Source organism: Roseovarius sp. E0-M6 (assembly GCF_037083845.1).
Taxonomy (GTDB): Bacteria; Pseudomonadota; Alphaproteobacteria; order Rhodobacterales; family Rhodobacteraceae; genus Roseovarius.
On sequence record NZ_JBAPLA010000009.1, the window covers coordinates 16196 to 33929 of the forward strand.

General features: G+C 62.3%; 17 protein-coding genes. 14 read left to right on the forward strand and 3 right to left on the reverse strand.

Going from position 1 to position 17734, the window contains the following annotated elements; all coding sequences use genetic code 11:
- Position 1: 1 nt before the first annotated feature.
- A complete protein-coding gene (gene glpD / locus V8359_RS17470; protein ID WP_336430390.1) occupies positions 2-1597 on the reverse strand; it encodes a glycerol-3-phosphate dehydrogenase in 1596 nt (531 codons plus the stop codon).
- Between the two features lie 253 nt (positions 1598-1850).
- Between glpD and V8359_RS17475 the strand changes: the two genes are divergently transcribed.
- From V8359_RS17475 to V8359_RS17485, 3 genes are all read left to right on the forward strand, one after another.
- Positions 1851-2612: a DeoR/GlpR family DNA-binding transcription regulator gene (locus tag V8359_RS17475; protein ID WP_336430391.1), complete on the forward strand. Its 762-nt coding sequence runs from the start codon at positions 1851-1853 to the stop codon at positions 2610-2612.
- Between the two features lie 320 nt (positions 2613-2932).
- Positions 2933-4735, forward strand: a complete 1803-nt coding sequence (locus V8359_RS17480) for an aminopeptidase P family protein (protein WP_336430392.1) — start codon at positions 2933-2935, stop codon at positions 4733-4735.
- Positions 4736-4799: 64 nt separating this feature from the next.
- Positions 4800-5141: a DUF427 domain-containing protein gene (locus tag V8359_RS17485; RefSeq protein WP_336430393.1), complete on the forward strand. Its 342-nt coding sequence runs from the start codon at positions 4800-4802 to the stop codon at positions 5139-5141.
- 130 nt (positions 5142-5271) lie between these two features.
- Here V8359_RS17485 and V8359_RS17490 read toward each other — a convergent pair whose 3' ends face one another.
- Entirely contained in the window at positions 5272-6960 is a 1689-nt protein-coding gene (locus V8359_RS17490; RefSeq protein WP_336430394.1) for a chloride channel protein, read from the reverse strand.
- Positions 6961-7037: 77 nt separating this feature from the next.
- On the opposite strand from V8359_RS17490, the gene V8359_RS17495 reads away from it, so the two are divergent.
- Positions 7038-8414: an FAD-binding oxidoreductase gene (locus V8359_RS17495; RefSeq protein WP_336430395.1), complete on the forward strand. Its 1377-nt coding sequence runs from the start codon at positions 7038-7040 to the stop codon at positions 8412-8414.
- A gap of 15 nt (positions 8415-8429) precedes the next feature.
- Here V8359_RS17495 and V8359_RS17500 read toward each other — a convergent pair whose 3' ends face one another.
- The gene (locus V8359_RS17500) at positions 8430-8981 is read right to left on the reverse strand and encodes a hypothetical protein (protein ID WP_336430396.1); all 552 of its coding nucleotides are present in this window, start codon (positions 8979-8981) and stop codon (positions 8430-8432) included.
- A gap of 170 nt (positions 8982-9151) precedes the next feature.
- Here V8359_RS17500 and V8359_RS17505 point away from each other — a divergent pair, with 170 nt between their 5' ends.
- The 10 genes from V8359_RS17505 to V8359_RS17550 all read left to right on the forward strand — a co-directional run bounded on the left by V8359_RS17505 (position 9152) and on the right by V8359_RS17550 (position 17733).
- Positions 9152-9595 carry a tellurite resistance TerB family protein gene (locus tag V8359_RS17505; protein ID WP_336430397.1) on the forward strand — a complete coding sequence of 148 codons (444 nt, stop codon included), beginning with the start codon at positions 9152-9154 and terminating at the stop codon, positions 9593-9595.
- On the forward strand, positions 9595-10038 hold the full coding sequence (locus V8359_RS17510) for a tellurite resistance TerB family protein (protein ID WP_336430495.1): 444 nt from the start codon (positions 9595-9597) through the stop codon (positions 10036-10038). Before V8359_RS17505 ends, V8359_RS17510 begins: the two co-directional genes overlap by 1 nt.
- On the forward strand, positions 10035-10787 hold the full coding sequence (locus V8359_RS17515) for a phosphate/phosphite/phosphonate ABC transporter substrate-binding protein (protein ID WP_336430398.1): 753 nt from the start codon (positions 10035-10037) through the stop codon (positions 10785-10787). The genes V8359_RS17510 and V8359_RS17515 overlap by 4 nt, the downstream gene beginning before the upstream one ends.
- Before the next feature lie 133 nt (positions 10788-10920).
- On the forward strand, positions 10921-11697 hold the full coding sequence (locus V8359_RS17520; protein WP_336430399.1) for an ABC transporter ATP-binding protein: 777 nt from the start codon (positions 10921-10923) through the stop codon (positions 11695-11697).
- A 29-nt stretch (positions 11698-11726) separates the two neighbouring features.
- Positions 11727-12446: a transporter substrate-binding domain-containing protein gene (locus V8359_RS17525; protein WP_336430400.1), complete on the forward strand. Its 720-nt coding sequence runs from the start codon at positions 11727-11729 to the stop codon at positions 12444-12446.
- A gap of 57 nt (positions 12447-12503) precedes the next feature.
- Positions 12504-13385 carry an ABC transporter permease gene (locus tag V8359_RS17530; RefSeq protein ID WP_336430496.1) on the forward strand — a complete coding sequence of 294 codons (882 nt, stop codon included), beginning with the start codon at positions 12504-12506 and terminating at the stop codon, positions 13383-13385.
- Complete coding sequence (locus V8359_RS17535; protein WP_336430401.1) at positions 13382-14188, forward strand: ABC transporter permease; 807 nt, start codon at positions 13382-13384, stop codon at positions 14186-14188. The genes V8359_RS17530 and V8359_RS17535 overlap by 4 nt, the downstream gene beginning before the upstream one ends.
- A 99-nt stretch (positions 14189-14287) precedes the next feature.
- The gene (locus V8359_RS17540) at positions 14288-15601 is read left to right on the forward strand and encodes a glutamine synthetase family protein (protein WP_336430402.1); all 1314 of its coding nucleotides are present in this window, start codon (positions 14288-14290) and stop codon (positions 15599-15601) included.
- A 96-nt stretch (positions 15602-15697) separates the two neighbouring features.
- Positions 15698-16375, forward strand: a complete 678-nt coding sequence (locus V8359_RS17545; RefSeq protein WP_336430403.1) for a type 1 glutamine amidotransferase — start codon at positions 15698-15700, stop codon at positions 16373-16375.
- A complete protein-coding gene (locus V8359_RS17550) occupies positions 16375-17733 on the forward strand; it encodes a glutamine synthetase family protein (protein WP_336430404.1) in 1359 nt (452 codons plus the stop codon). Before V8359_RS17545 ends, V8359_RS17550 begins: the two co-directional genes overlap by 1 nt.
- Position 17734 lies beyond the last annotated feature (1 nt).

Consider the following 17734-nt stretch of genomic DNA (forward strand, 5'->3'; position numbering starts at 1 on the left):
CTTATTCCGCCGCGGCCATTTGGCCCGCGCGCTCACCCATCCACTCGTCCAGCGCCCTGACCTGTGGTGTGTCCAACCGCAGGCCCAGCTTGTTGCGGCGCCAGATCACATCATCCGCACACCGGGCGTATTCTCGTGTCATCAACCACCGGACTTCGGCTTCGGTCAACGTCGCACCGAACTCAACACCCAGATCCTCGGCCCGCGTCGCATCGCCCAGCATCTCTCGCGCTTCGGTGCCATAGGCCCGCACAAGCCGCAGCGCCCAATCGGCCCCAAGGAACGGATAGTCCCGACGCAAGGCCGCACGCAAATCCTCGACCCCGTCCACCGGGAAATCCCCCCCCGGCAGCGGCACCCCGGCGGTCCATCGTCCCTTCTCCACAGTCAGATGGTTGCCGACCTTTACCAAGACACTTTCGGCCAGCCGCCGGTAAGTCGTGATCTTGCCGCCAAACACGTTCAGCATTGGCGCCCCGCTCTCGGTATCGACCTTGAGCGTATAGTCCCGCGTCGCCGCCGTGGCACTGCTGGCGCCATCGTCATAAAGCGGGCGCACGCCGGAATAGGTCCAGACAATGTCGTCATCGCTCAGTTGCTGTTTGAAATACTCGTTGGCAAAGTTGAGCAGATAGTCCCGCTCCTCGGGCTTGCATTCGGGCGTCAGAGACGGATCGGCATGTTCCGCATCGGTGGTCCCGAGCAGGGTAAAATCCCGTTCATAGGGAATGGCAAAGATGATCCGCCCGTCCGTGCCCTGAAAGAAATAGCACTTGTCATGATCATAAAGCTTGCGGGTCACGATATGGCTGCCACGGACAAGCCGGACCCCCTCGCTCGAATTCAGCCGCACCTTGGTCTGGATGATATCGCCCACCCACGGGCCGGCGGCGTTAATCAGCATCCGGGCGAAATGGGTCGCGGTGTCGCCGGTTTCGGTGTCGCGGGTCTCGATCCGCCAACGATCCTCTTCGCACACGGCGCTTGTGACTTGGGTCCGGGTCATGATTCGGGCGCCACGCGCTTCGGCGTCGCGGGCATTCAAAATAACCAGTCGGGAATCCTCGACCCAGCAATCGGAATATTCATAGGCTTTGACAAACCGGTCCTGCAACGGCGCCCCTTCCGGGGCATCACGCAAGTCGAGCGTCGACGTGGCAGGCAGAATCTTGCGCCCACCCAGATGGTCATAAAGGAACAGGCCCAACCGGATAAGCCAAGCGGGGCGGCGCCCCTTGGTCCACGGCATCACAACGGCCAACAATTTCGATGTTGGCGTGTCCGCCTCGAACCGCATATCCTTATGATACGGAAGCACAAACCGCATGGGCCAACTGATATGCGGCATGGCGCGCAGCAGGGTCTCACGCTCGATCAGCGCCTCGCGCACCAATCGGAACTCAAAATACTCCAGATACCGCAGCCCCCCATGAAACAACTTGGTAGAGGCCGAGGACGTGGCCGAAGCCAGATCGTTCATTTCCGCCAGCGTCACCGACAGACCGCGCCCCGCCGCATCACGGGCGATGCCACACCCGTTGATGCCGCCACCAATGACGAAAAGATCGGAAACAGTATTCTCTGAACGATTATCCACGCAGCCCTCCCAAGCGCGATTCATCTATTTATGCTCACACTCGCCCTAAAACGCAAATATTTATTTTCGTTTTCTTTCGTTACAGTAAAAATGATTAGTTTTCTGAAACTTAGCGAACACAAATTGCGCCCATCTTTCTGAGAAACCGGTGTTTGCACTCGTTTTGCGTTGCTATTTGCGATCTACATGCCGATTATTTTCTGCAAAACGCCCAAAGACACAAAAACGCGGAGAAACCGAAAGGACATCGAACTTGTCACAAACGTTCCGGCATCCCGAAATATTGGAGATCGCCCGCAAGGACGGCAAAGTCACGGTTGAGGGGCTGGCCGCGCATTTTGGCGTCACCCTGCAAACGATCCGCCGCGACCTGACCGACCTGGCCGAAGCCGGACGGCTCGAGCGGGTGCATGGCGGCGCGATCCTGCCCTCCGGCACAAGCAATATCGGCTATGAAGAGCGTCGCGCCTTCAACGAGGATGCCAAACGCGCGATCGCCCGAGCATGTGCCGCGGAAATTCCCAACGGGATATCCGTTTTCCTCAATATCGGAACCACAACCGAGGCCGTCGCACAGGAACTTCTTCACCACGAAGACCTGATGGTCGTCACCAACAACATGAATGTGGCCAATATCCTCGCGGCAAACCACGAGTGCGAGATCATCGTGACCGGTGGTCAATTGCGCCGCGCCGACGGGGGCTTGGTCGGCACTCTCGCCGCGGGAACGATCCGTCAGTTCAAATTCGATATTGCGGTGATCGGCTGCTCTGCCCTCGATCACGAAGGCGACCTGCTCGATTTCGACATTCAGGAGGTCAGCGTCAGCCAGACGATCTTGCATCAGTCGCGCCGAACGTTTCTTGTTGCCGATCACACCAAGTTTGCCCGCAGCGCGCCGGCGCGGATTGCGTCCCTCGCTGATGTGGATGTCGTCTTTACGAACAAGGCGCTTCCGGCGAACCTCTCGACGGCATGCAGCGCGTGGAAAACACAAGTGATCTGCACCCCCTGACCACGTGGCGGCGATCATTGGGGGGCGGGCCATATGACCTGCCTGATCGCCCCATGAAAATCCGCGCCAAATTTTCACGGAGACGCCCCAACCCCACCGGGCGGTGCGTTAACGGCGGGGGGCACCGCTCAAACGCACCGACGTGATACCGACGTGAATGCCGACGTGGATACCGACACGAGGTTTTGCGCAATTTCAGTGCGTTAACCACGATTCGCCGCGCCTTTGGCCCGGATGCGCGTCACCTCGCGGAAAACGGGGCTTCCCTGCCCCGCGCGGACATGCCAGTCTCTGCCCGATCCATCACCAAGGGGCGCCGCATGTTCCAGACCTTCACCGAAACCGCCTCGCCCGATCAGGGCCCGCCGCGTCTTGCACAGCTGCGCGCGGCGATGGCCTCCGAACGGCTTGACGGCTATCTCGTGCCGCGCGCGGATGCCCATCAGGGGGAGTATGTGGCACCCGGCGACGAACGGCTGGCGTGGTTGACCGGGTTCACCGGATCGGCCGGGTTCTGCATTGTTCTCAATGATTTGGCCGGCGTTTTCGTGGATGGCCGCTACCGGGTTCAGGTCAAGGCCCAAGTCGATACGAACCATTTCACGCCGGTGAACTGGCCCGAAATGAAACCCGCCGACTGGCTCCGCGCCAACCTGCCTGATGGTGGCGGGGTGGGCTTTGATCCTTGGCTTTACACCCCCGAACAGATCGACGCGATGGAGGCCGGGCTCAAGGATAGCGGCATCAGCCTCATTCCCTGCACCAACCTCGTCGACCGCATCTGGCCCGACAGGCCCGACCCGCCCAAAGGCGCGATCCGCCCCTACCCCGAGGCGCTGGCCGGTCTGACCCACGCCCAGAAACGCGCCACCCTCGCCGCCGAACTCACCGCCAGCGCCCAAGCCGCCGCAGTCATCACGCTGCCCGATTCCATCGCTTGGCTGCTCAATATTCGTGGCTCCGACATCCCGCGGAATCCGGTGCCGCACGCGTTCGCAATCCTGCATGCCACGGGAAAGGTTACGCTTTTTGTGGACCCGGACAAGCTTGATGATCATGTGCGCACGCATCTTGGCGGGGATGTGGTCCTGCGTCCCCCTTCGGCCTTTGGCCCCGCTCTTCACAGTCTCGGCGGGCCGGTTCGCCTTGATCACAAGAGCGTGCCGCTCTGGGTCATGCACGAGCTTGATCAGGGCGGCGTGATCCGGCACTGGGGCGATGATCCGTGTATCCTGCCCAAGGCCTGCAAAACCCCGGCCGAGATCGACGCCACCCGCGAAGCCCATCTTCGCGACGGGGCGGCAGTTTGCGAATTCCTCACGTGGTTCGACGATCAACCTCATGGAAGCATTACGGAAATCGACGTGGTGCGAAAACTTGAGGACTGCCGTCGTGCCACCGGCGTGCTGCTCGATATAAGTTTCGATACGATCGCGGGGTCCGGGCCGAACGGCGCCCTCGCGCATTACCGGGTCTCGACGTCCAGCAACCGGCGCCTCACGTCCGGTGACCTTCTGGTGCTGGATGGCGGGGGGCAGTATCTCGACGGAACCACCGACATCACCCGCACCCTGCCCGTCGGTCCCCCCGGCGATGCCGAGCGCACGGCCTTTACCCGTGTTTTGCAAGGCATGATCGCCATGAGCCGGGTGCGGTGGCCCGCGGGCCTTGCGGGGCGCGACCTTGACGTGCTTGCACGCTATCCGCTCTGGCTGGCCGATCAGGACTATGCCCATGGCACCGGTCACGGGGTCGGCGTCAATCTCTGCGTCCACGAGGGCCCACAGCGTCTGGCCCGGATATCCGAAGTCCCGTTGCGCCCCGGCATGATCCTGTCGAACGAACCCGGCTACTACCGCGAAGGCGCCTTCGGCATCCGCATCGAAAACCTGCTTGTGGTCCATGACGCGGCGCCCCTGCCCGGCGGCGATATGGCCGGCAAGCTTTGTTTTGAAACGCTTAATTTCGTGCCCATCAACACCCGTCTCGTGATGTCTGATATGCTCACCGAGGACGAGCGCCGCTGGCTGAACGAGTATCACGCCACCTGCCGCGCCAAAATTGCCCCTCGGCTTGGCGACGCGGGGCGGCTATGGTTGGAAAAAGCGACCGCGCCGGTCTGAGACCGGACCGGCCGGACAATGACAGACCGAGACCGGCACTGAGGTCATCCAAGGGAGATAGGAAATGTCACAAATCACGATACGCAAAGCACCGGGAAAATGGGTCGTGCGCGCGGGCGGTGCCGTGCTGGGGGAAACCGCTGACGCGCTCGAACTGACCGAGTCACCCTATCCGCCGGTCATCTACTTCCCCCGCAAAGACATCGCGATGGCCTTCCTCGACGCGACCGCCCACAGCACCCAATGCCCCGAGAAGGGCACCGCCAGCTACTATTCCATTGTCACCAAAAGCCAGACACTCGAAAACGCTGCGTGGAGCTATGAGGACCCGAAAGACGACGTCAAACGGATCAAGGATTACCTCGCCTTTCACCCCGGCGACGATGTTGTCGTCGAACAGGTCTGAGCCCTGAAGCCGCATGGAACACAGCCTTTCCGCGGCGCGGGCGGGCTTCTTCTTGCTTGAAATATCCCGGGGTGAAGATTGAATTTTCCCTGAAAATTCAATCTGAGGGGCTGGCCCCTCTCCGCCGCTCTCAGCTGTGCTCCTCCTCGGACACCGCGGCCAAGGCCCGGTTATGCGCCTTGAGCGCGTCCACATGGAAAAGGGCCCCGCGAAGCTCGGGCGCGGCCCCGTCACCAGCCAGCGACACGACCGGCACATAAAGCACGCCCGCCCGGTCAAAGATCGGCATCGCAGCCTCAAGCGTCGCCCCCACATCGACATAAACACCATCCTCGATCAGCTTCCAGCACGCGTCTTCGGGCGCGGCCTTGGGGTGCTGGGGCGTCCGCATCAGGCTTTTGACCGACTGGATCGACAGCAGATAGGCATGCGGCCCCGCCGCGAGATGCACTCCCCGCCGGGCAAGCTGGGTCAGGAAGAATGACCGCTTCACCATCCGCGATGCCAGCGCGGTCGAGGTCGAGACCGCGACCATGACCGCAAGCCCCGTCTGCCAATCCCCGGTCAGCTCAAAGACGATAAGCGTGGTTGAAATGGGTGCGCCGAGAACCGCCGCCGCGACCGCCCCCATACCGGCCAGCGCATAAAGCGTGTGCGCCCCCGACACCTCTGGAAAGATCGCCGTCGCGATCAGACCGAAGGCGAGCCCGGTCAACGCCCCGAGCATCAGCGACGGTGAAAAGACCCCGCCGCCCATACGCCCACCCAACGTCACCGACACGGCAGCCACCTTGAGCATTGCGAACACGATCGCTTCGTGCAGCACCAGCTTGCCGGTCAACGCCGCCGAGGTCGTCTCATAGCCCACACCGATGATGTGGGGAAATCCCAAGGCCATGACACCCAAGGCAACCCCCGCGATCGCGGGCCTGAGCCATCGCGGCAGGTGCAGCCGGTTCTGTATCCAGTCCCCCATGTCCTCGGCGAAAAAGATCGACCGCATGAGCACCGTCGCCACCACGCCGCAGACCAGCCCCAGCAAAAGAAACGCGGGCAGTTCGGCATAAAACTCAAGCACCGTTGCCGTTGGCAGGACGAATTCGGTGACATCCCCGAATTCCAGCCGGTTGATCACCGTGCCCGCCACGCTCGCGATCACGATGGGCGCGAAAGCATGCACAGCGAAATGGCGCAAAATGACCTCGAGCGCGAAGAGCGCGCCTGCGATGGGCGCGTTAAACGAAGCCGAAACCGCCGCCGCGACAGCACATCCCAAAAGGTCGCGTCCGGTGATGCCGTCGGCATTGATGCGTCGGCTGACCCACCCCGAGATAAGCCCCGCGATATGCACCACCGGCCCTTCGCGCCCCGACGATCCGCCCGTGCCCAGCGTGATCATCGCCGCGATCGCCGAGGCAAAGCCGGCGCGCCGCTCGACACGGCCATCACGCAGCGCGGCCCCCTCGATCACGTCAGAGACCGACCGGGCCCGCCCGTCAGAGGTATACCGGTTGAGAACCAGTCCCACCAAGAGCCCCCCCAATGTCGGGGCGAGGATGATCCAGTACCACTCAAGATCGATGATATGTGTGTGCAACCGTGTGGGATCCTTGGTTCCATAGGCCAGCCGCTCAAGCGCCTCGATTCCCTTGCGAAACAGCAGCGCGGCAAAGCCCGCAGCGATACCGATCAGCAAAGCGATCAGCCAGAACTGGAACTTGCTGGGTCCGCGCGTCAGAAGGATATGCCACCCACGGCGCAACTGCGCGCGTGCGCCATGCCATGCGGCCCGCACCGGATGAGCGGACGGGTCAGCCATCCCTGCCCCTCTTCCCGTCCTTTCCCGTCCAAGCCGATTGGCCTAGGTTGAACGGAAAGAAGACATATGAGGGCGACATGGGCACCAATGAGGCTATCGAGGCTTTGACCTCATCTTTAGGGCAACGTGTATCGCGGTCCAAGTCCGATCTCGAGATGCACGGCGCGAGCGAGACACATTTCGCGCCGATGCCTCCCGATGCGGTGGTTTACCCAGACTGCACCGCACAGGTCGCCGAGGTGATACGCATCTGCGCCGCGCATCGCTGTCCGGTGATCGGCTGGGGCACCGGCACCTCGCTCGAGGGGCACGCGTTGGCGGCGCGCGGGGGCGTGACCGTGGATTTCCGCGATATGAACCGCATTCTCGACATCCGTGCCGACGATATGGACGTCCGCGTTCAGCCCGGTGTCACCCGCGAGGCGCTCAACACCGAGCTGCGCGCCACCGGGCTCTTTTTCCCTGTCGATCCCGGCGCCAACGCCTCATTGGGTGGCATGGCCGCCACGCGCGCCAGCGGCACGACGGCAGTGCGTTATGGCACGATGCGTGATCATGTTCTCGGGCTTGAGGTCGTGACCGCCACGGGCGAGGTGATCCGCACCGGCACCCGTGCGCGCAAGTCCAGTTCAGGCTATGATCTCACCGCGCTTTTCGTCGGGTCCGAAGGCACGCTGGGGCTGATCACCGAACTGACGCTGCGCCTGCACGGTCAGCCCGAGGCGATCGCCGCCGCGGTCTGTGCCTTCGATGACGTGGCCGGTGCGGTCGCCGCCACCAATGACGCCATCCAGCTCGGGCTGCCCATGGCGCGGATCGAGCTTTTGGACCGGGCCAGTGTCGCGGCGGTGAACGCCTATGCCGGATCGGACATGCCCGAGGTGCCACACCTACTGTTGGAGTTCCATGGCACCGAGGCGGGTGTGCGCGAAACCTCCGAGACGTTCGGTGAGGTCGCGGCAGGTCACGGCGGACGTGATTTCGAATGGGCCACCCGCCCCGAGGATCGAAGCGCCCTATGGGCCATGCGGCACAACGCCTTTTATGCGATATTGGCGAGCCGGCCCGGCACACGATCCCTTGTCACCGACGCCTGCGTGCCCATCTCGCGGCTTGCCGAAACGATCAAGGCCACGCAGGAGGATTTCGCCCATCACAACCTTACAGGGCCGATTCTCGGCCATGTGGGCGACGGGAACTTCCATGCCGTCCTTTTGTTCGACGAAAATGACACCGGGGCCGTGACACGCGCCCATGAGGCCGCGCACCGGTTGGTCGAGCGCACGCTCGACATGGGCGGCACGGCTACGGGCGAACACGGCATCGGCATGGGAAAAATGCGCTATATGGCACGCGAGCACGGCGGCGGCTGGGACATGATGGGGCAGATCAAACGCGCGCTCGATCCCGACGGAATCATGAACCCCGGCAAGCTGGTGCCGCCGGGAAATTGATCGCGGCGTCCGGGGTCAGCGCGCCCGCCCCGGACGCAAAACCCCCGCAAGCCGCGCGAGCGGACCGGGCGCGCGTCGCGGTGGCTTCGGAAGTGATCCGGTCGGATCGGGATCAACCTTTGGCGCCGCGGCCACAAGCAGGTTCGACACAATCGCCTCGTCGAGAACCCACCGACCGGAACTGTTTTCGCGGCGGTCGATTTTCTGCACGGCCAGCCATTTCTCAAGCCGCTCCGCCGCAACTGGCGTCCGGTCCTCACGCAGCAGGTAAAAGCCGCTATTGACCCGCAGGCAAATATTATCCAGCACCCGGCAGGTGCTTTGAAACTCAGGGGGTACCTCACGCTTGTGCAGGTAATTGAATCTTTCCGGGCAGCCCCCGTAGAACGCCGCGAGCGCCGTATCGAGATCCACACATTTCTGCGCCATGATCCAGCCCAGCACAGTTTCCGGGTATTTATCCCAGTCATAGTTGCGCGCGGCCTCGACGATCCCGCGTTCCGTCAGCCTGCGCACCCTTGCAAGATGCGTTCCCGCATCGCCCGACGTCCAATCCATAGCAGTCATAAGATCTCCTGTGACCTTGCATGCAAACATCCCAACACCCTCGAACATGCCCTCGGAAGTGGTGTTTTCTTTGGAACAAATGTGGCCGTCCTGCGGCTTTACTTTCGCGTCACGTGAAAAACCCGTGACCGCCTCTTGTGCCGCCCCGCAGGCGCCCCTAATCTCGGTCCATGCTGTCCAGATTGTTTTCATTTCAGACCGCCGCGCATGACGCCGCCCCGCCCGAGCCCGACGAGAAGATCGCGCTCGGCGCGCTGATGGTGCGGGTGGCCAAATCGGACAAGGACTACAAGTTCGAAGAGATCAGCGCGATTGATTCCCTTCTGGGTCGCATCTTCGATCTGAACCCCGTGCAAGCGGCCAAGCTGCGCGCCACCTGCGAGAAGGTCGAGGCCAACGCGCCGCCGACCGATGAATTCGGCGACATCATCCGGCGGCACGTGGACAACGAGCACCGGATCGAGGCGCATGAGGCCCTTTGGCGCGTGATGCTTGCCGATGGCGTGCCCAGCGATGTGGAAATGGACATCGTGCTGCGATCGCGTGAGGCGCTTGGCCTGACGGATGCGGAATGCGCCGACGCTCGGGCGCGGGTTGTGGGGGCTGACGCATGATTTTTGCCCGTCTTGTCGATGCCCTGACATCGCCCGAACCCGAACCGCTTTCGGACACCGATGCGCGGCTTGCGCTTGGTGCGCTGCTGGTGCGTGTGGCGCGAACCGACGGCGACTATGACGCCACCGAATCGCACCGCATCGGGCGCATCCTCGCCACGCGATATGACCTTTCGGAACCCGAGGCCGACAGTCTCAAGACCGATGCCGAGGCGCTTGAGGCCGAGGCACCGGATACCGTCCGCTTCACCCGCGCCATCAAGGACGCCGTGCCCTACGATGATCGCATCGCGGTGATCGAAGCCTTGTGGAAGGTGGTTCTGGCCGATGGCGTGCGTGACGATGAGGAAAACGCGCTTCTGCGGCTTGTCGCCAGCCTGCTTGGCATCAACGACCGCGACAGCCACATCGCCCGCAAACGCGTCGAGGACGCCGGCACGTGATTGCCAGCCTGCCGATGTATGACCGGCCCGAAACGGTCGACGCGACTGACAGGTTCTGGAGCGAGATTGCCGCGAGACTTGATCAAGCCCCGGATGCACTGAGCCGCGAAGGCGATCTTTGGGATCAGTGGCTTTCGCCCGATCTCGTCCTGTCCCAGACCTGCGGCTTTCCCTACCGCGCACGCCTGCATGATCGCGTGACCCTGATCGGGACGCCGGATTACGGCCTGCCCGGCTGTCCGCCCGGTCACTACAACAGCGTTCTGGTGGTGCGCGACGATGATCCGCGCGAAACGCTGGCCGATTTTGCGGGTGCGCCCTTCGCCTATAACGAACCCATGTCACAAAGTGGCTGGGCCGCGCCCGCGACCCATGCCGCGGCCCAAAATCTCAGCCTCAACCCGGCCCTGCAAACAGGCGGCCATGCCCGCTCCGCCGTTGCCGTCGCCGAAGGGCAGGCCGATCTGGCGGCCATCGACGCGATGACATGGCACCTGATGCTGGCGTATGGCGACTTCACGGGCAAGCTTCGGGAATTGTCGCGCACCGAGCCGACGCCCGGCCTGCCCTATATCGCGGCCATGGGGGCCGACCGGGACGCCACGTTCAACGCCATCACCGACGCGATTGCCGCCCTGCCCCCCGATCTGCGCCAGAGCCTCGGCCTCAGGGGGCTGGTGGCCATACCACCCGAAGACTATCTGGCCGTGCCGACCCCGGACGCACCTGCCGGACCAAAAGGCGCATAGGTTCCGTTCCGGGGTTCCCATACGTCAATACGGCGGCGAATCTCCTGATTCATCCCTTTTGCAAGTTGCATTGTGACAAAATTTCAGCCCTAGTGTGTGTCGGATTGGCCTACACGAGTGAACTGGACAGCCTTTGACAGACGCAACACCCGTCATTGAAATCAAGGACCTCCACAAAGCCTATGGCGCGCTCGAGGTGATCAAGGGCGTGGACATCACCGCACATAAGGGTGACGTCGTTTCGCTCATCGGCTCGTCCGGGTCGGGAAAATCTACCATCCTGCGCTGCGCCAACCTGCTTGAAGACAGCCAGCAGGGCGAGATCATTTTCAAGGGCGAACCGGTCAAATGGCGTGGTGAGGGGCTCAATCGTCACCCGGCCGACGGGCAACAGGTTCTGCGCATCCGCACCAACCTTTCCATGGTGTTTCAGCAGTTCAACCTCTGGGCGCATATGACCATTCTGCAAAACGTGATGGAGGCCCCGGTCACCGTGCTGGGCCGCCCCCGCGCCGAGGCCGAAGAGGCCGCGCGCGGCTATCTCGACAAGGTGGGCATCGGCGACAAATGCGATGTCTACCCGGCGCAGCTTTCGGGCGGCCAGCAACAGCGCGCCGCCATCGCCCGTGCCCTCTGCATGGAGCCCGAGGCGCTTCTCTTCGACGAGCCCACCTCGGCCCTAGACCCTGAGCTTGAACAAGAGGTGATCCGCGTCATCAAGGATCTGGCCAATGAAGGCCGCACCATGATGATCGTCACCCACGACATGAGCATGGCCCGCGACGTGAGCGATCACGTCATTTTCCTCCATCAGGGCCTGATCGAGGAAGAAGGCGCGCCCGACGCGCTCTTCGGCGCACCGAAATCTGAGCGGCTACAGGGCTTTCTCAGCTCCACCATGGCCGCCTAAAGTCAACCAACCAAAGGGAGAAACCACTCATGAAAAAACTCATGCTTTCCACCGCCGCCTTCGCCATGATGGCGGGTATGGCCATGGCGCAGGACGTTGTCCGGCTCGGCACCGAGGGCGCCTACCCCCCGTGGAACTTCATCAATGACGCGGGCGAGGTCGACGGCTTCGAGCGCGAGCTTGGCGACGAGCTCTGCGAGCGCGCCGAGCTTAACTGCGAATGGGTGACGAACGATTGGGACAGCATCATCCCCAACCTCGTCTCGGGCAACTATGACGCCATCATCGCCGGCATGTCGATCACCGACGAGCGCGATCAGGTGATCGACTTCACCCAGAACTACACGCCCCCCGATCCCTCGGCCTATCTTGCCATGTCCGAGGGCGTGGACGTGACCGGCGGCGTGATCGCGGCCCAGACCGGCACCATTCAGGCGGGCTATGTCGCCGAATCCGGTGCCACACTGGTCGAATTCGCCACACCCGAGGAAACCATCGCCGCCGTCCGCAACGGTGAGGCGGATGCGGTGCTGGCCGACAAATCCTACCTCGCGCCCATAGCCGAGGAAGACCCCGACCTGATGTTCGTGGGTGAAGACGTGGCCCTTGGCGGCGGCGTCGGCATGGGCGTGCGCGAATCCGACACCGAGCTGCGCGAGACCTTCGACGCGGCGATTCAGTCGATGAAGGATGACGGCTCGCTCAACGAAATGATCAAGAAATGGGAAGTCTCCTCGACCTTCGAGTGATCCAATCTCGCCCCCGCGCGCCCTGCGCGGGGGCCTCTCCGCCCGAGGGAGGCCGCCATTTTTTCCTTCTGCGCCGATCCATCGAGTCTTGAGGGCCTGAAATGGCTGTCGTGCTACCTCACCACGGGCAAGCACGCCAATCTCTATATCGCCACCGGCACCGTTCTGCTCTTGCTGGCGATCACCGCGCCCACGGCGCTGGCCTTCGGCTTCGGCGGGGCAATGGCGGCGCGCTCGCGCTTTACACCGCTCAGCTGGTTCGGCAAGGGTTATATCGCCATCGTGCGCGGCGTGCCCGATATCGCGTTCTTTCTCTTCTTCGTGATCGCCCTCGATCAGCTTTTCGAGGCGATCCGCCACAAGATCAAATGCCCCGACTGGGATCAACCGATATGGCAGGGCAATGATTTTGTCGTCTGTCGGGCAGCCAAGCTGCCCTTGGGCAACGATCCGCAATGGATACACGAAACCTACGGCTTCTTCCTCGCCGTTCTGACCTTCGCCATCGTTTTCGGGGCCTTCGCCGCCAACGTCCTCTATGGCGCCATGCGCGCCGTCCCGCATGCCCAGCTTGAAACCGCCGCCGCCTATGGCTTCTCGCGGCGTCAGACCTTCTGGCGCATCCTCGTGCCGCAGATGTGGGTCTACGCGCTGCCGGGGCTCAGCAACCTCTGGATGGTGCTGACCAAGGCCACACCGCTCCTGTTCCTGCTGGGGATCGAGGATATCGTCTACTGGGCGCGCGAATTGGGCGGCACTGCCAACCCCCGCTTTACCGACTACCCGCACGGCGACTGGCGGATGTGGTATTTCCTCGCCCTCATGGTCTTCTATCTCGGCCTCACCCGCATCTCCGAGATCTACCTCGAACGCCTGATGCAGCGGCTCACCCATGGACAGGCCACGACAGGCGGCGAAGCGCAGAGGAAAGCGGCATGAGTTGTTGGCAGACCGTTCAGGACTACGCCTTCCGCTCCTTGGGCTATGGCGAACGCCTGCTCCCGCGTGAGGGTTATACGCTGTGTGAGCATTTCACCCTGATCGGATCGGGGATGATCTGGAACGTCTATTTCGGCGTTCTGGCGCTTATCTCGGGGTTCTTCTTTGCCAATGCGCTGGCTGTGGCCAAGGGCGCGCGCAACCCGCTGGTCCGCAAGCCCGCCGAGTGGTTCATCTTCGTGTTTCGCGGCTCACCGCTCTTTATTCAGTTCTTCTTCGGCTATTTCTTTTTCCTGACGCTCAAGCAATCCTTTCCGATCTTCGAACCCTTCACCGCCGCGTGGCTTGGTGCTCTGGTCGTGCTCTTCCTCAACACCTCGGCTTATTCCGGGGAAATCTTCTATGGCGCGCTACGCTCGATTCCCAAGGGCGATGTCGAGGCGGCGGATGCCTATGGCTTCTTTGGCTGGCCGCGCTTTCGCCGGATCATCTGGCCGACGATGATGCGTCTGGCCTGGCCTGCCTACACAAACGAGGCGATCTTTCTCTTCCATGCCACGGCGCTTGTCTTCTTCTCGGGTTTTCCGACATGGCAACAACGCGGTGACGCGCTGTATTATGCGAACTATTTCGCGGACAAGACTTTCAACCCGTTTGTCCCTTATCCGATTCTGGCGGGATACTTCATCCTTCTCACGCTTGCGGTTATCGGTGTCTTCGGCTTCTTCAACCGCAGGCTCAACCGTCACCTTCCACAGGAAGCACGGCGCAAGATGAAGCCTGGGATCAACCTGTTTCGCTGAGGATCGCACGGCGCCGGGCAATTTTTTGATCAAATTATGTTGCCTTGCCGCGAATCCCGGCCTAGGGTCGCGCAAATTCATCGAATGAACGGGTCGGCCATGTCCAACGATCCCCTTACAGTGCGTGTCGCGGTGAGCGACCTCAACGGCGTGATGCGCGGCAAGCGCGTGCCGGCCTCCTATGCGTCCAAGCTCGGCAAAGGGGCGATTCAACTGCCCCTGTCGGTGATCAACGTGGACGTGACAGGCGGCGATATCGAAAAAAGTCCGCTGGTCTTTGAAACCGGCGATGCCGATGGCGTGCTCATGCCCACCGGGCGTGGCCCGGTCCCGCTGCCTTGGTTGACAGAGGAACAGCCGCTTTATCCGATGGAACTGAGGTGCAGCAAAAGCGAGGCATTCACCGCCGATCCGCGCCGCGCCTTGCGCAAGGTGCTCGACCGTTTCAGCGACAAGGGCTGGACGGTTCAGGCCGCGACCGAGCTTGAGTTCACTCTGGTGGACGATACGGGCGAGGCGCTGGATGTCGTCCGAAACCCCCTCAACGGTCAGCCGGTCAGGATGCCCGAGATCCTCGCGCTCGGCCACATGGACGCGTTCGACGCGTTTCTCAGCGACCTTTACGCGGGCGCCGAGGCGATGAGCATTCCGGCCCAGACGATCACCTCCGAATCGGGCATCGGCCAATTCGAGATCACCCTGCACCACCAAGATGCGCTACGCGCCGCCGACGATACATGGCTTTTCAAGGAACTTATTCGCGGAACCGCGCGCCAACATGGCATGGCCGCGACATTCATGGCCAAACCCTTTGCCGATGATGCAGGCAACGGCATGCATGTGCATTTCTCGATCTGGGACGACGCAGGCAACAATATGCTCGATGAACGCTCGGAGGGCGGTCAGGCGCGGCTTGACGCCGCGATCGCGGGCACGCTTGAGGGGATGGTCGGCGCCACGCTCATCTTTGCGCCCCATGCCAATTCCTATGCGCGGCTGGTGCCGGGTGCGCATGCGCCCACCGCCGTCTGCTGGGGCCACGACAATCGCACTGCGGCGCTGCGCATTCCACGCGGCGGGCCTGAAACGCGGCGCCTTGAGCATCGCGTGGCGGGGGGAGATACCAATCCCTATCTGACCATCGCGGCCATTCTCGGGGCCGCGCTTTACGGGATCGAGGAAGGGCTCACGCCGCCCGCCGCCATAGACGGCAACGCCTATGAACAGGATTGCCCGCAACTCGCGCCGGATTGGGCCACCGCCATCACCGCGTTCGAAACCTGCCCGGTCATGGCATCCATCTTTCCGCCGCTGCTGCGGGATTGTCTCCTGCGCTGCAAACGCCAAGAGCTGGCGCTGATGGACGGCATCCCGACCGAGGCCCACTGGAAAACCTATCTCGACACGGCCTGAGCCCCCGCGCTACGGTGCCGGAGCGGCGCGTCACGGCCCGCTTGCGCCCGCCTCTTGGTGCGGATAGACTGAATTTGATCAAATTAAGGTGCAGACGTGAAAATCGGAATCCTCCAAACCGGCCATGGCACGCCCGAGATGATCGCGGCCCAAGGCGATATCGACCGTATGTTCGTCAAGCTTCTGGCGGGGCGCGGGTTCGACTTCGCGACATATCCGGTGGTTGACGGCACTTTCCCCGCAGGCATCGACGCGGCGGATGGCTGGCTCATTACCGGGTCCAAGCATGGCGCCTATGAAGATCACCCGTGGATCCCGCCACTGGAACGGTTCATCCGCGATGTCTATGCCGATGGGCGCCCGATGATCGGGGTGTGCTTTGGCCATCAGATCATAGCACAGGCCCTTGGTGGCAAGGTCGAGAAATTCGGCGGCGGCTGGTCAGTCGGACACCGCGACTACGAGATCGAGGGCGAGACATGGTATCTCAACGCCTGGCATCAGGATCAGGTAGTCGAGGTTCCCGAGGATGCCCGTGTCATCGGACACAACGATTTCTGCACCAACGCCGCCATGCTGTATGGCGACCGTATCCTCACGATTCAGCCCCACCCCGAATTCGACAGCGAAGTCATTGACCTTCTGATCCGCACCCGCGGTGCCGGGGTCGTGCCTGACGCGCTTCTGGCGCGGGCCAATGACCGGCTTGACCAACCTTCCGACAACGATCGCTTCGCCGATCGCATGGAAGCATTCTTCAAACGAGGTTCCTGATGTCCACCTGGATCGACGCCCTGCCCGAGGCCGCCCGCATCTATCTTGAAGGGCGCAAGCTCGACGAGGTTGAATGCATCATCTCGGACCTGCCGGGAATTGCCCGAGGCAAGGCCGTGCCAGCATCGAAATTCGCAAAGCAGGACTATTTCCACCTGCCGGATTCGATTTTCTATCAGACCATCACCGGCGATTGGGGTGAGGCCGCTGGAGAAGACGGGTTCATCGAAAAGGACATGGTGCTGCGCCCGGACATGACCACCGCCACCGCCGCGCCATGGACCGGCGACTGGACCCTTCAGGTCATGCATGACGCCTATGACGGAACCGGCGCGCCGATCCCCTATTCCCCGCGCAACGTGCTTAAACGCGTGGTCAAGCTCTATCACGATATGGGTCTTGAGCCGATTGCAGCGCCTGAGATGGAATTCTTCATCGTCGCGCGCAACACCGATCCCGCCAAGGAGATCGAGCCGATGATGGGCCGGTCGGGCCGCCCCGCCGCCGCGCGGCAGGCCTATTCGATGACCGCCGTCGACGAATTCGGCCCGGTCATCGACGACATCTACGACTTTGCCGAGGCGCAGGGCTTTGAGATCGACGGCATCACGCAGGAAGGCGGCGCCGGACAGCTTGAGATTAACCTGAACCATGGCGATCCCGTGGCTCTTGCCGACGAGGTGTTCTTTTTCAAGCGCCTGATCCGCGAAGCCGCATTGCGCCACGGTGCCTTTGCCACCTTCATGGCCAAGCCCATTGCCGATGAGCCCGGCAGCGCCATGCATCTCCACCATTCGGTCATCGACGCCAAGACCGGGCAAAATATCTTCTCGGACGAGAGCGGTGGCGAAACTGAGGCCTTTCGGCATTTCATCGGCGGTATGCAGAGACACCTACCCGCAGCGATCGCCGTTATTGCGCCCTATGTCAACTCCTACCGGCGCTACGTCAAAGACCACGCCGCACCGATCAACCTCGCTTGGGGGCGGGACAACCGCACGACCGGTATCCGCATCCCGATTTCGGGCCCCAAGGCGCGACGCGTGGAAAACCGTCTCGCCGGGATGGACTGCAACCCCTATCTTGGCATCGCCGTCAGCCTTGCCTGCGGTCTTCTGGGCCTCAAGAACAAGATCGAACCCGAGCCGGAATTCAAGGGCGACGCCTATGAGGGGAGCGGTGACGTCCCGCGCACCCAAGGCGAGGCGCTCGCTCTTTTTGATGAGGCCACGGAACTGCACGAGATCCTGCATCCCGAGTTTGCGCGCGTCTACTCTATCGTGAAATCGGCGGAATATGATGAATTCCTGCAAGTGATTTCACCGTGGGAGCGTGAACATCTGCTGCTGAACGTCTGAT